This window comes from Qipengyuania sp., assembly GCF_964227205.1.
Classification (GTDB): Bacteria; Pseudomonadota; Alphaproteobacteria; order Sphingomonadales; family Sphingomonadaceae; genus Qipengyuania.
In genome coordinates this window covers 702,110-715,145 of the sequence record NZ_CAXQVB010000003.1, presented here as the reverse complement: position 1 = coordinate 715,145, position 13,036 = coordinate 702,110, and the positions used below count along the sequence as shown (strand labels likewise).

General features: G+C 63.8%; 13 protein-coding genes. 8 read left to right on the top strand and 5 right to left on the bottom strand.

The genetic code is table 11. The features are described from left to right. Positions 1–173: 173 nt before the first annotated feature. The 4 genes from ACEQZ0_RS11085 to ACEQZ0_RS11070 all read right to left on the bottom strand — a co-directional run bounded on the left by ACEQZ0_RS11085 (position 174) and on the right by ACEQZ0_RS11070 (position 3,704). On the bottom strand, positions 174–392 hold the full coding sequence (locus tag ACEQZ0_RS11085) for a hypothetical protein (RefSeq protein ID WP_370190837.1): 219 nt from the start codon (positions 390–392) through the stop codon (positions 174–176). 494 nt (positions 393–886) lie between these two features. Beyond that, complete coding sequence (locus ACEQZ0_RS11080; RefSeq protein ID WP_370190836.1) at positions 887–1,684, bottom strand: crotonase/enoyl-CoA hydratase family protein; 798 nt, start codon at positions 1,682–1,684, stop codon at positions 887–889. After that, on the bottom strand, positions 1,681–2,412 hold the full coding sequence (locus ACEQZ0_RS11075) for a response regulator transcription factor (protein ID WP_370190835.1): 732 nt from the start codon (positions 2,410–2,412) through the stop codon (positions 1,681–1,683). Before ACEQZ0_RS11075 ends, ACEQZ0_RS11080 begins: the two co-directional genes overlap by 4 nt. A gap of 104 nt (positions 2,413–2,516) precedes the next feature. Further along, positions 2,517–3,704, bottom strand: coding sequence for an LL-diaminopimelate aminotransferase (locus tag ACEQZ0_RS11070; RefSeq protein WP_370190834.1), 1,188 nt, complete (start codon positions 3,702–3,704; stop codon positions 2,517–2,519). Between the two features lie 135 nt (positions 3,705–3,839). Between ACEQZ0_RS11070 and ACEQZ0_RS11065 the strand changes: the two genes are divergently transcribed. The 7 genes from ACEQZ0_RS11065 to ACEQZ0_RS11035 all read left to right on the top strand — a co-directional run bounded on the left by ACEQZ0_RS11065 (position 3,840) and on the right by ACEQZ0_RS11035 (position 10,434). Beyond that, entirely contained in the window at positions 3,840–5,705 is a 1,866-nt protein-coding gene (locus ACEQZ0_RS11065; protein ID WP_370190903.1) for a PHA/PHB synthase family protein, read from the top strand. Positions 5,706–5,812: 107 nt separating this feature from the next. Further along, entirely contained in the window at positions 5,813–6,625 is an 813-nt protein-coding gene (locus tag ACEQZ0_RS11060; protein ID WP_370190833.1) for a phasin family protein, read from the top strand. A gap of 187 nt (positions 6,626–6,812) precedes the next feature. Beyond that, positions 6,813–7,175, top strand: coding sequence for an ATP-dependent Clp protease adapter ClpS (gene clpS / locus ACEQZ0_RS11055; RefSeq protein WP_370190832.1), 363 nt, complete (start codon positions 6,813–6,815; stop codon positions 7,173–7,175). Positions 7,176–7,265: 90 nt separating this feature from the next. After that, complete coding sequence (lptF, locus tag ACEQZ0_RS11050) at positions 7,266–8,486, top strand: LPS export ABC transporter permease LptF (RefSeq protein ID WP_370190902.1); 1,221 nt, start codon at positions 7,266–7,268, stop codon at positions 8,484–8,486. 10 nt (positions 8,487–8,496) lie between these two features. After that, complete coding sequence (gene lptG / locus ACEQZ0_RS11045) at positions 8,497–9,594, top strand: LPS export ABC transporter permease LptG (RefSeq protein ID WP_370190831.1); 1,098 nt, start codon at positions 8,497–8,499, stop codon at positions 9,592–9,594. Continuing rightward, entirely contained in the window at positions 9,591–10,109 is a 519-nt protein-coding gene (locus ACEQZ0_RS11040; protein ID WP_370190830.1) for a GNAT family N-acetyltransferase, read from the top strand. Before lptG ends, ACEQZ0_RS11040 begins: the two co-directional genes overlap by 4 nt. A gap of 70 nt (positions 10,110–10,179) precedes the next feature. Beyond that, positions 10,180–10,434, top strand: coding sequence for a hypothetical protein (locus tag ACEQZ0_RS11035; RefSeq protein WP_370190829.1), 255 nt, complete (start codon positions 10,180–10,182; stop codon positions 10,432–10,434). A 151-nt stretch (positions 10,435–10,585) separates the two neighbouring features. On the opposite strand, the gene ACEQZ0_RS11030 is transcribed toward ACEQZ0_RS11035, so the two are convergent. After that, positions 10,586–11,674 carry a fatty acid desaturase gene (locus ACEQZ0_RS11030; protein WP_370190828.1) on the bottom strand — a complete coding sequence of 363 codons (1,089 nt, stop codon included), beginning with the start codon at positions 11,672–11,674 and terminating at the stop codon, positions 10,586–10,588. Positions 11,675–11,823: 149 nt separating this feature from the next. Between ACEQZ0_RS11030 and ACEQZ0_RS11025 the strand changes: the two genes are divergently transcribed. Then, complete coding sequence (locus ACEQZ0_RS11025) at positions 11,824–12,990, top strand: N-acetyltransferase (RefSeq protein ID WP_370190827.1); 1,167 nt, start codon at positions 11,824–11,826, stop codon at positions 12,988–12,990. Positions 12,991–13,036 lie beyond the last annotated feature (46 nt).

The following is a 13,036-nucleotide window of genomic DNA, read 5'->3' as shown; positions in this document are numbered from 1 at the left end:
TGCAGGGAGGCCCCGCAAAGTGACGCCTTCACTCATTTTCGACCATGGCATTCAACCATGGGAGCAAATCGCAGTCTGCGGAAGGCATTTGCCGATTGCCACGCCCACCTAGACGAGAGCGAAGAAGCCTCGCTCAGGACGAATGCGGGGCAGGCAATGCCTGCCCCGAACTCTCAAAGCGCATCACAGCTGCCGTAGATTACAGTATAGTAGGGAGACCAGGTCACCCCTTCCGATACTTCCCTGCCATCACAATATACCGTGAAACTTCCAATAACAGCACCATTAGCATCCAGATACGTATACTGGATATGGAAGTCATAATTCGGGAATGCCGCCGCAGGTGCAGCCGCAAGCATGGCAGCCGCGAAACCGATGAGGATCTTTTTCATGCAAAACCTCCCTTACACTAGGCCCTTTCCTAGTAAGGGGAATTCTATCAACGAGACAGAGTCAAAACAAGTATCCGTTCGCCACCTTTTTTCATCTAAACTGCTATCATTGTAAATATCCATTGGAATTCATCGGCCATTCTCCTTCCAAATTTCCGCTTTTTGGGGCACATCATATTTAATGAATTCCTTAATGTCTGATCGACCCCTGGTTCGAGCTTCGGGTCGGAATCAGAGGTTTATTTGTGTCTATCCCAGGTGCGCCGGGAGGCCGCAATTACAGCGCATCGTCTGTTACCGCAGCCGTGAACAGGCCTGCGGGGCTCATACGCCCCTACTCAGCGGCAGTAGTCGGCGAGGTCCCCGCTAAAATCTCGATCGATCGGCAGCACCGCCGCAAGCCGATATGAGGTTCCGCAGGGAAATTCCTTATCGCCCGCATCAGGTGTCTGGACGGCGCGGGCTCGAACGCCTTGCCGCCTGTCGATCCGCCGTCACTCGTCCTTGAACACCGGCGCGCGCTTCTGCATTTCGGCCATCACCGCCTCGATCTGGTTCGGCTGGCGGATGATGCCGTCCTGCTCCTCGCTCTCGGCGAGCAGGATCGCGTCCTCGCCTTCCTCATGCATCACGCGGAACAGGCGCTTGGCGCCGCGGATCGCCTGCGGGTTCTTGTTGGCGATCGCCTCGGCCAGCGTGGTGGCGCGCGAATGCGGATCGTCCTCGACCATGGTGGCAAAGCCCAGTCCAAGCGCTTCCTCGCCGGAGAACTCGCGATTGGTATAGGTCAGCTCGCGCAGCGTATCGTCGCGCACCAGCCCGCGCCACAGCGCATAGCCGCCCATGTCGGGCACTAGGCCCCATTTCATTTCCATCACCGCCATCCGCGTGGCCGGATGGACCACCCTGATGTCGGCGCCGCTGGCGATCTGCAGCCCGCCGCCGAAGCACACGCCATGGACGGCGGCAATCACGGGAACCGGGCACTTGCGCCAGGTCATGGCGGCTTCCTGCGCGCGATTGGCATTGCCGTGTGTGCGGGTCGCGAGCTTGCCCGAGCCCGCCGGATCGCCACCGAAGCTGGAGGTGTCGAGCCCCGCGCAAAAGGCACGGCCCTCGCCCGACAGCACTACCGCGCGCAGACTCGGCATTGCGCGCAGCGCCTCCCCTGCCTCAAGGATCGCCTCGAACTGCGCCGGATCGAGCGCATTCATCTTGTCGCCGCGGGTAAAGCGCACCTGCGCGACGCCGTTGTCGCCCAGATCGATGGAAACACGGTCGTTGAAATTCATGAAACTGCCTCTCGCCCACGGGATGCCTCGTCCCCTTCGTAGCTCACGGATGCGACAAGTCCAGTTGCTCCGCCACCCGGCTCAAGCTGGAAGCGCAGAGTGGCGAGGCGGTAGCCGCCGAGCGGGTCGGTCTCGACCAGCCAGGCGCAACGCGCGACATGCAGCTTCGCACGCAGGCGCGAGACATGGACGTCGAGCGAGTTGGTTTCGGGGACATGGTCGAGCCGCCAGACTTCGCGCAGCAACTGCTTGCGCGGCACCCGAATGCCGGGAGTTTCGGCGAGCCGCCAGAGAAGCGCGAATTCGCGCGGATGGAGGCCGAGCCAGCGCCCCGCCACACGTCCGTCGCGATGGAACAGGTCGAGCGCCACCGGCCCTGCCTGGAGAAGCCGCGGCAGCGACCGGGCCCGACCCGAGAGACGGGAAATCCGCGCGACGAGTTCGACGAAGCCGACACGGCTGCCAAGCGCATCGCCCAAACCCTGGTCGAGCAGCCGGGCCCGCTCGTGCGCATCGTCGACCCCGATCGCCGCGATCCGCCCGCGCCGGGGCAGCGCGCACCAATCGGCAGGCCGGCTCGCCGAGCGCCAGTCGAGCACCCCCGGCAGGCCGTCAGCCGCTTTTTCGGCACAGGGAGCATGGCGCATCGACCAATCGGCCTGCCGCAGGTCCCATCGGCGCGGCACATCCGGGCTGTTCGAAAGCCAGACGAACGCCGTTCCCCCCATGAATCGACCCCCTCGTTCTGCGAAGCGGGACCGAGACTAAGTAAATGGATTCGTTTGCAAACAGCTGTGAGGGGAGTTGCCTCCGAACCGGAGGCAATTCGCCGCTAGCCGCCCGCGTGTTCGGCGAGGAAACGCTTGACGTTGCGCGCCGCCTGGCGGATGCGCTGCTCGTTCTCGACCATGGCGATCCGCACGAAGCCCTCGCCCTCCTCGCCATAGCCGACCCCCGCCGCAACCGCGACGCCGGCATGTTCGAGCAGCTGCTTGGAGAATTCGAGACTGCCCATATTGTGGAACGCCTTGGGCAGCGGGGCCCAGGCGAACATGCTGGCGGGCGGCGAGGGAATATCCCAGCCCGCGCGGGCGAAGCTTTCGACCATCACGTCGCGTCGGCGCTGGTAGCGCTGGCGATTCTCCTCGACGATGTCCTGCGGCCCGTTGAGCGCGGCGCAGGCCGCCGCCTGGATCGGCGTGAAGGCGCCATAGTCGAGATAGGACTTCACCCGCGTCAGCGCCGATATCAGCGTCGGATTGCCGACCGCGAAGCCCATCCGCCAGCCGGCCATCGAATAGGTCTTCGACATCGAGGTGAATTCGACCGCGACGTCCTTCGCGCCCGGAACCTCGAGGATCGAGCGGGTCGGCTTGCCGTCGTAATAGAGTTCGGAATAGGCGAGGTCGGAGAGCACCCAGACCTGGTTCTCCTTCGCCCAGGCGACCAGTCGCTCGTAGAATTCGAGATCGACGGTCTCGGCGGTCGGATTGCTGGGATAGTTGACCACCAGCACCGTCGGCCTCGGCACGGTATAGGCCATCGCATTGTCGAGCGCCTTCCAGTACTGCTCGTCGGGCGTGGTGGGCACGCTGCGGATGGTGGCCCCGGCGATGATGAAGCCGAAGGTATGGATCGGATAGGATGGGCTCGGCGCGAGCACGACGTCGCCCGGCGCGGTGATGGCGGTGGCCATCGAGGATAGACCTTCCTTCGAGCCCATCGTCACCACCACTTCGCGTTCGGGATCGAGGTCGACGTTGAACCGACGGCCGTAGTAATTGGCCTGCGCCTTGCGCAGCCCGGGGATCCCCTTCGACTGCGAATAGCCATGCGCGCTGGGCTTGCCCGCCACCTCGCACAATTTGTCGATCACATGCTGCGGCGGGGGATGGTCGGGATTGCCCATGCCGAGATCGATGATGTCGCGCCCCGCGCGCCGCGCCGCGTGCCGCATCGCGTTGACTTCGGCGATGACATAGGGCGGCAAGCGCTTGATGCGGTAGAATTCGTCGGACATTCGGGCTCCGTGGCGCGTTGGTTGAGTCACACTGATTACCTATTCACCGGGCAGGTGCCAACGGGACGGATGCATCGGGACGCGCAATATCCTATTGTCCCCCCAACAGGTGCTTGGCACCAGGCAGGAGCGATGATGACCGACGACGGCCCCGATCCCTTCACCAACATGTTCGAAGCCCCGGCCAAGCTGGCGCGCGCGCTGTTCGCGCCAATGGCCGAAGCCACCGCGGGCACGCCGCTGTCGGCCGAGGACATGCGCCACTGGGCGGAGGTCGGGGCGAAGCTGCAGGGGATGTGGCTCGAATATCAGGCCGAACAGATGGCCGATCCGCAGGCGATGGGGCCGTGGTTCGACCCGACCCGCTGGATGCAGCTGGCGCAGGACTGGTATCGCCAGATGCCGCTGGCCGATCCCGCTCGGCAGCAGGCGCTGGTGCAGGATGGGATGGCGCTGTGGCAGCAGGTGATGGACCACTACACGCTCGGCCCCGACGGTCAGCCGGAAGAGAAAGGCGAGGCCGACCTGCCGCGCCGCGACCGCCGCTTCGCCGATCCGCGCTGGCGCGCGCATCCCGCCTACGCGCTGATCCACCAGACCTACCTCTTCCTCGCCGAACGCGCCGCCGAAATGGTCGACCAAATCGACGGCCTTTCGGACGACAAGCGCGAGCAGCTGCGCTTCACCACGCGCGCGGTGACCGAAGCGGCAAGCCCGGCGAATTTCCCGCTGCTCAATCCGGTGGTTATGGAGCGCACGCTCGAGACCAGAGGCGAGAATCTCGTCAAGGGCATGGAGCACCTGCTCGCCGACCTCAGGCGCGGACAGTTGAGCCATACCGATGCAAGCGCCTTCACCCTGGGCGAGAACATCGCGGTGACCCCGGGCAAGGTGGTCCACGAAACGCCGCTCTACCAGCTGATCCAGTACTCGCCCTCGACCGAAGAAGTGCTGGAGACGCCGCTGGTGATCTTCCCGCCGTGGATCAATCGCTTCTACATCCTCGACCTCAACCCGAAGAAAAGCTTCGTCAGATGGGCGGTCGACCAAGGCGTGACCGTATTCATGGTCAGCTGGAAATCGGCCGATGCCAGCATGAAGGATGTGGTGTGGGACGATTACGTCCGCGCCCAGATCGACGCGATCGACCACATCCGCGAACGGCTGGACGTGCCGCGGGTGAACGCGATCGGCTATTGCGTCGCGGGGACCACGCTTGCCGCGACGCTCGCGCTGCTCCACCGCCGCGGCGAACAGGACAAGGTGCAGAGCGCGACCTTCTTCACTGCGCAGGTCGATTTCGAAAAGGCAGGCGAGCTGCTCAATTTCGTCGACGACGGCCATCTCGGCATGGTCAAGGCGCTGAGCGCCGACGGCTATCTCGACGGGCGCTACATGGCGGCGACCTTCAACCTGCTGCGCGGAACCGACCTGATCTGGAATTACGTCGTCAACAACTACCTGCTGGGCGAGGACTACCCGGCCTTCGACCTGCTCCACTGGAACGGCGACGTCACCAACCTGCCTGCAAAGTGGCACGCGCAATATCTGCGCGATCTCTACCGCGACAACCGGCTGGTCGAGCCCGACGCGCTTAGCATCGACGGCACTCCGATCGATCTCCGCCTGGTCGAGACGCCGAGCTACGTCCAGGCGGGCAAGGAGGACCACATCGCGCCGGCCGAGAGCGTTTGGAAGATACGCGACCACTTCAAGGGCCCGATCAAATTCGTCCTCGCGGGCTCGGGCCATATCGCGGGCGTGGTCAATCCGCCCGACGCGAACAAATACCAGTACTGGCTCAACGAAGGCGAGGCGCATACGCTGGCCGAGTTCCGTGATGGCGCGGTCGAACATCCGGGCAGCTGGTGGCCCGACTGGATCGAATGGCTGCGCGCACAAGCCGACGCAACCATTCCGGCCTCGGGCAAGCGCAAGCCTGGCGGCAAGGGCGACAAGGTGATCGAAGACGCGCCGGGACGCTACGTCGCCACTCGCTAAGCCTCGGAGCAACTACCACTTTCCCGATTATTGTGCACTGCACAAAAATCGCTTGACTTCGCACATGCAATGCCTATTTTGTGCAGTGCAACAAAGCGAGGTTTCCGATGGCCGACAACCAGAGCAAGATCGATGCCGCCGCCGAGAAGGCCTTTGCCGAGGCAGCGGAGAAGAAAACCGCAGATGCGGTAAACGCCAAGAAGGTCGAAAAGGCCGTCGAAGCGGACACTACGGCTCCGGTGAAGACCGAGGTCATTGCCAAGGCTGTTGCGGCCAAGCCCGAGAAGGCTGCGCCGAAGAAGCAGGCTCTGGCCAAGAAAGCCGCGCCGAAGAAGGCCCTCGCCAAGAAAACCGCATCGGCCGCCCGCCCGGCTGCAGCGAAAAAGACCAAGACGGCCCCCAAGAAGGCCGCCGCTCCCGAGGCGCAAGCCGCCAAGACCTCTCCGATTTCCCAGTTGAAGGAAACCATCATGGCCACTGCCAAGAAGACCGCAACCACCGATTACACCGCCAAGGCGAAGGAACTGGCTGCCGACGTGCAGACCCGTGCCAAGGCCGCCTACGACAAGGGCACCGAAATGACCAAGGACGCCGTCGAATTCCAGAAGGGCAACATCGAAGCCTTCGTCGAATCGGGCAAGATCCTCGCCGCCGGCATGCAGGACATGGGCCGCACCTATGTCGAGGAAGCCAAGTCGGCTGCCGAGACCGTCCAGGAAGACGTCAAGAAGTTCACCGCGATCAAGTCGCCGACCGAACTGTTCCAGCTGCAGGGCGAAATCGCCCGTCGCAATTTCGACACGCTGGTCGCGACCACTTCGAAGAACGCCGAAGCCATGCTCAAGCTCGCGAACGAAGCCTTCGCGCCGGTTTCGACCCGCATGAGCCTGGCCGCGGAAAAGGTCCGCAAGGCCGCCTAAAGGCGAAATCCAGCTTCAATTCCGCCGGGCACTCTCTCCTCTCTCCCTCGCCCGGCGAATTGGACACCGTGGGCCGGATGGTTTCGTGCCATCCGGCCCTTTTTTCGTCTCATTGCAACCACGCGACCCGCGGCCGCGCCGCTGGCGCCTTGCGATTTGGCCGGGCGATACGATAATGGCACCTGAAATGTCCCAGATTCCGACTCCCCTCGAAATCCGCGCCACAGACGGCGACGACGATGCGCGCGATGGCGAAGGCCAGGTCGGCATTGCCACCAAGACTCGCGCCAAGCCCAAGAAACCCAGCCAGTACAAGGTACTGCTCCTCAACGACGACTATACCCCGATGGAATTCGTGGTCATCGTCCTGAAGCGCTTCTTCCGCATGGACATGGAGGAAGCGACGCGGGTCATGCTGCATGTCCACCAGAAGGGCGTCGGCGTCTGCGGCATCTTTCCCTATGAAGTGGCCGAGACCAAAGTCCACCAGGTGATGGATTTCGCTCGTCAGAACCAGCACCCGCTGCAATGCACGCTGGAAAAGGCCTGAGCGGCCGCTCCCCAGCCGAGCGACAAGGGGCATGACCTGCGCCGAAAAGCGCGCTAGGGGCTCCGGCGGAGACAATTGACCGGCGGCCCCTTGCTCAAATTCCTGCCCAGTATCGATCGGTATATCTTCCGGCTCGTGATCGTGCCGATGCTGGCCGTGTTCGCGATCGCCGCCTCGCTGCTGGTGCTCGACAAGATGCTCCGGCTGTTCGATTTCGTCGCGGTCGAAGGCGGCCCCGTGGGCGTCGTATTCAAGATGCTGATGGCGCTGGTGCCCGAATACGCCAGCCTCGCGATCCCGCTCGGCCTGCTGCTCGGCATCCTGCTCGCATTCCGCAAGCTCGCCACCAGCAGCGAGCTCGACGTGTTCCGCGCGGTAGGCCTCGGCTACGGGCGGCTGTTGCGCGTCCCGTTCGCGATCACCGCCGTGCTGATGGTGATCAATATCGCGCTGGTGTTCTTCATCCAGCCGGTCAGCCGCTATTACTACGAGCAAATGGAATACGAACTGCGCTCGGGCGCGCTCGGGGCCTCGATCAAGGTCGGCGAGTTCACCACGCTGGCCGATCGCATGGCGTTGAGGATCGAAGAGAGCGAGGACGACGGGCGGCGTCTCAAGGGTATCTTCGCCCGCGTCTCCAACGACAAGGGGCAGGTGCTGTCGATATCGGCCAAGGAAGGCGCCTTCCTTGCCACCACCGATGATCCCGACACGATCATCCTGCGGCTGACCGACGGGACCATCGTCCAGGATACCGGCAGCCAGACGCCGCGCGTGCTCACCTTCACGCGCCACGACCTGCCGATCGACCTGCCCAAGATCGAACAGTTCCGCGCCCGCGGCGATGCCGAGCGCGAATACATCCTGCCCGAACTGCTGCGCATCGGCTGGAGCGATGGCCAGAGCGATGCCAAACGCGACGCCAGCCAGGCGAGCTTCAACTTCCGCCTGGTCGAGGTGGTGATGATGGCGCTGATGCCGCTGCTGGCCGTTGCGCTGGGGATTCCGCCGAAACGTTCGACCAGCGCGCTGGGCGTGTTCCTGTCGATCGTGATGGTGGTCGCCTATCACAAGGTCAATCAATATGGCGAAGACATCGCCGCACTCGGCCGGGTTGATCCGATCCTCGCCCTGTGGGGGCCGTTCCTGCTGTTTGCCGCACTAATCGTGTGGATGTACTGGCGCGTCGCCTACGTCCCCGGCGGGCAAGCGATCGGCGCGCTCGAAATCTGGTTCGGCAAGATGACCAAGCGCCTCGGCAAGCTGTTCCGGCGCCGCCGGCTGACGATCGACCTGGCGGCGGCCGAATAACGGGAAATCCATGCAGCTCGACTTCTTCCCCTCGCGCACGCTGACGGTCTACCTCGCCAAGCTCTTCGTCGCGCGGATCGCGGCAATGCTGTTCGTGCTCGTGCTCGTGCTGCTGATGCTCGACCTGCTCTCGACCAGCGGAGAAATCCTTGCCGTCCCGGGCAATGGTCAGGGCGAGTTGCTGACCTATGCGGGGCTGCGGATACCGCAGCTGATCGCGCGCTTCCTGCCCTATTCGGTGCTGCTGGCGACGCTGATCACGCTGGTCACGCTGAACCAGAACAGCGAGGTCATCGCGATGAAGGCGGCGGGGCTGTCCGCGCACCAGGTGCTCGCCCCGCTGTTGTTGACCGCGGGGCTGGTTTCGCTCGCCAGCTTCGGTTTCAACGAACGCGTCGTCACGCGGGCTACCGAGACGCTCAAGGCCTGGGAAGCCGTCGAATACGGCCCGATCCCGACCGAGAGCCGGGTACGCACCAACGTCTATCTGAGCGACGAGGACAACATCCTCACCGCCGCCTATCTTGCAGGCCGCGGCGATGCCATCGCCATGCGCAAGGTCACCTGGTATCGCCGCAATTCCGAAGGAATGATCGTCGAGCAGATCGCCGCCGACAGCGCGCGCTATGCCAATCCCGGCTGGCGGCTCGACGGCATCACCCGGTTCAGCGTGCAGAATGCGGTGACCGACCGACCGCAATCGCTGGTAGTCGGCGAAGCGCTGACCCCCGACCAGATCGACCTCGCCAAGATCGACCCCGATGCCGAGCCCTTCTGGACACTCACGCGATCGATAGCCGAGTTCGAGCGGGCCGGACGCCGAACGACCGAGCTGCGGGCGAAATGGTGGCACAAGATCTCGGGACCGCTGTCCGCGTTCCTGATGCCGCTATTGGGCGCGGTGGCCGCCTTCGGCCTTGCGCGTTCGGGCCAGTTGTTCGTCCGTGCGGTCATCGGCATGGCGCTGGGCTTCGCTTACTTCGTGGTCGACAATGCTGCGCTCGCGATGGGGAGCTTCGGCGGCTATCCGCCCTTCCTCGCGGCATGGGCCCCATTCTTCCTGTTCCTGCTGATCGGCGAGACGGTGCTTATCCGCACCGAGGAATGAGCGACTTCTCGATCCGCCTGGCACGGGTCGAGGACGCGCGTCACTTGCCGGCCATCGAGTTGGCAGCCGGCCGGCTGTTTCGCGATGTCGCAGGGCTTTCCGGCATTGCGGGAACGCATGCGATCCCCGAAGACAAGCAGGCGGCACTCATTCGGAAGGGCCATTCGCTGGTGGCGGAGGCGGACGGCCGGCTGGTGGGGTTCATTTCGACCGAACCCTTCCGCCGCGAGCTTCACATCCGCGAATTCTCGGTCCATCCCGATGTGCAACGGCAAGGCGTGGGATCGGTTCTCCTGCGCGCGCTCGCTATCGATGCGCACAATAGCGGCTTTGCCGCGCTCACGCTGACCACTTTCACCGATGTGGCCTGGAATGCGCCCTTCTACGCGCGGCACGGCTTCGAGCGGATTGCCGATCTCGAGGCGTATCCACGGCTCAAGGCCGACATCGAACAAGAGGCCGCGCACGGCCTTCCGCGCGAGCGACGATGCGCCATGATCCGCTTTCTCGGCTGAAGCACTTTTCGGGGAACCTCCTCGTCCGCGGGCTGTTCTTGCCACAATGTTGCCACAAAGGAGACGTGACATGACCAAGCTCGCCATTCCCGCGCTCGCCGCCGCTCTCGCACTCGCTGCTTGCGGTGAGGCCGATACGGCCGAAACCGCCGATACCGCAGCGACCGATACCGCCGACACGACTGTGATCACGCCGACCGCGACCGAAACCGTCGTTGCCGAACCGGCCGACGCCGCTGAAGGCTCGAGCGTGACTATCGACGGCAAGGACGTTGACGCGACGATCAGCGAAGACGGCGTCAAGGCCGACGTCAACGTCGACTGAGATTGATCGGCTTGCCCGGCTCATTGCCGGGTGGAATGCGAAAGGCCGCTCCCATCCACCGAGGGGAGCGGCCTTTTCTGGTGGCTGCGCTATAGATATGCGTCGATAGCTTGCGGCGGCACCACCCTAGGGCCGCACCGCACGCGAACAACTACCGCATCGTATTCCGCGCGATCCGCGCGACCAGTACGGCCATGCCGGCATGGTTGGCGCCATGATAGCTCGAATCCGCCTCCAGCTCTGCCACCAGGCGGCGGTGCGCCTCGGGCAGAGAATGATAGGGCATCGAGGGCATCAGATGGTGCAGCGCGTGGTAGCGCAGCCCCACCGGCGCCCACAGCTCCGCGACCATGCCGGGCGGCGGCACATTGACACTATCGAGGAACTGGGCGGTGACGGTCATCGCCTCGCCCTCGTTCTCCCACAGATGTGCCACCAGTGTACGCAGCTGGTTTAGCAGTGCGACCACCGACGCCACGGCGAGTGCGACGAGCAGCGGCTTCCAACCGAAGGCGAAGATGCTGCCGATGAGTGCCCAGCTCCACAGCATGCCTCCCGTTTCCTGCAGCACTACGCGTCTGGACAAATCGCCTTCGGGAGGGCGGCGGCGGAAATCCGGATTGATCGCCAGTGCGCTCAGCCGTTGCCAGGTCAGCTGGCGGATCGGCGGCACGACGGCCCCAAGCGGTACCAAGATGGCAAAACGCAGCAACAGCGCGGCGGGTGCGAGCAGCGCGATCAGGACGAAGGCGGGCAGGCTCCACGGCTTCATCAGCGCCAGCGGAAGATATTCGGGATCCTCGATCGTGCCGTATTGTGTGCGCTTGTGGTGCAGCGTGTGCACCTGTTCGTACATGAAGGATGGGGTCAACATGGGGATGCCGACCAGCACGTTCCATGCCGTCCGGAAGCCGGGCAGCGCGCCGTTGCGGAAATGCGATATCTCGTGAATGAACAGTAGCGCGCGATATAGCGCGAGCACCGCCAGAGCCGCCAGAGCCAGGGCTGCGGGAAGGCTTTCGACGAGGATCGCGCCCGCCAGCGCGCCATAGCCTACCAGCGCCGAACCGATCATATCGGGCCAATAGATACGCGCTCGATGGGCCGCGATGTCCTTGGTCAGGTCGCGCGCGGCGCGCAGCATCGCCTTGTCGTCGGGAAGCTGGGCGTGCCAGCCCGAGCCCGCCTCGCGAGGCGAGCCGATCTCGGCAGCCGGAATCGGTGTCTGTTGCACATTCATGGTCGAATTTCCTGGGAGGTCCCTAGCCGAAAACATGCGCACGATACAGCGCACGCTGTCGATCATAGTGATCGCGGACCCGCGTTTCCTTGACAAAGATCAGATAGCGCACACAGGGCTAACCCGAACTGAACGAAGGTTATGCGCGAATGTCCAGAGCAGATGTGGTGATCGAGTCGGTCGTGGGCAAGAAGGGGCGCGCCGAATTCGTCGACTGCGGCCGGGCCATTGCCGTTCGCGAGCCGCATTGGGTGCCACAGCTGCGGTCCGAACAGCTCGAACTGGTCGATCCCGACCGGAACCCCTTCTTCGGCCACGCCTCGCACCAGCTCTTCATCGCCCGCCGCGGAGGCCGCGCGGTCGGCCGGATCTCGGCGCATATCGACCATCTCGCACTCGAACTGCCGCGCGAACAGGGCTTCGGCCCCGGTGCCGGCATGTTCGGCTATTTCGATGCCGAGGACGAGGACGTCGCCCACGCCCTGCTGGCCAGGGCCGAGGAATGGCTCCGCAGTCAGGGCATGAGCCGTGCGATCGGCCCGATTTCGATGTCGATCTGGGAAGAACCGGGCCTGCTGGTGAAGGGTCAGGACCACGATCCGATGATCATGATGGGGCATCACCCGGCGACCTACCAGCACTGGATCGAAAGTGCCGGCTATGTCCGGGCCAAGACGCTGCTGACCTACGATCTCGATGTGACCCACGATTTCCCGCCGCTGATCCGCCGGATCGTCCAATCGGGCCAGCGCAACGCTCGGATCACCTTGCGTCCGGTCGACAAGAAGCGCTGGGACGAGGAAGTTGAGGTTATCCTCGCCATCCTCAACGACGCCTGGTCGAACAATTGGGGTTTCGTGCCCTTCACGCCCCAGGAAATTGCCTATGCCGGCAAGAAGCTGAAGCCGATCATCCATGAAGAGATCAATCTCGTCGCCGAACTCGACGGGCGCCCGGTCGCCTTCATGCTGACCTTCCCCGACGTCAACGGGGTATTGCGCAAGGTCGATGGCAAGCTGCTGCCCTTCGGCTGGTTCCACCTACTGCGCTGGATGCGCAAGCCGGTAGGGTCCGACATGCGCGTACCGCTGATGGGCGTCCTCAGGGAACTGCACAATTCGCGCCTCGCCAGCCAGCTCGCCTTCATGATGATCAGCCAGATCCGAGACACCGCCACGCGTCTCTATGGCACGCAACGCGCGGAAATCGGCTGGATTCTCGACGACAACCAGGGGATGAAAGCGATTGCCGACGCGATCGAGAGCGAGGTCAATCGCGAATATGCGATCTACGAAAAGGCGCTGCCGCACGGCTGAACCGGCGCGGCTGTCGCAATTCGGCCACGCTGCGCCGCCGAAGCGC

Excerpts from the sequence above, each read along its gene's own strand:
- ACEQZ0_RS11025 (WP_370190827.1), top strand. The coding sequence starts at position 11,824 with ATGTCCAGAGCAGATGTGGTGATCGAGTCGGTCGTGGGCAAGAAGGGG.
- ACEQZ0_RS11075 (WP_370190835.1), bottom strand. The coding sequence starts at position 2,412 with ATGGGGGGAACGGCGTTCGTCTGGCTTTCGAACAGCCCGGATGTGCCG.
- ACEQZ0_RS11030 (WP_370190828.1), bottom strand. The coding sequence starts at position 11,674 with ATGAATGTGCAACAGACACCGATTCCGGCTGCCGAGATCGGCTCGCCT.
- clpS (WP_370190832.1), top strand. The coding sequence starts at position 6,813 with ATGTCCCAGATTCCGACTCCCCTCGAAATCCGCGCCACAGACGGCGAC.
- ACEQZ0_RS11070 (WP_370190834.1), bottom strand. The coding sequence starts at position 3,704 with ATGTCCGACGAATTCTACCGCATCAAGCGCTTGCCGCCCTATGTCATC.
- ACEQZ0_RS11085 (WP_370190837.1), bottom strand. The coding sequence starts at position 392 with ATGAAAAAGATCCTCATCGGTTTCGCGGCTGCCATGCTTGCGGCTGCA.
- ACEQZ0_RS11065 (WP_370190903.1), top strand. The coding sequence starts at position 3,840 with ATGACCGACGACGGCCCCGATCCCTTCACCAACATGTTCGAAGCCCCG.
- ACEQZ0_RS11080 (WP_370190836.1), bottom strand. The coding sequence starts at position 1,684 with ATGAATTTCAACGACCGTGTTTCCATCGATCTGGGCGACAACGGCGTC.
- ACEQZ0_RS11035 (WP_370190829.1), top strand. The coding sequence starts at position 10,180 with ATGACCAAGCTCGCCATTCCCGCGCTCGCCGCCGCTCTCGCACTCGCT.
- ACEQZ0_RS11060 (WP_370190833.1), top strand. The coding sequence starts at position 5,813 with ATGGCCGACAACCAGAGCAAGATCGATGCCGCCGCCGAGAAGGCCTTT.
- ACEQZ0_RS11040 (WP_370190830.1), top strand. The coding sequence starts at position 9,591 with ATGAGCGACTTCTCGATCCGCCTGGCACGGGTCGAGGACGCGCGTCAC.
- lptG (WP_370190831.1), top strand. The coding sequence starts at position 8,497 with ATGCAGCTCGACTTCTTCCCCTCGCGCACGCTGACGGTCTACCTCGCC.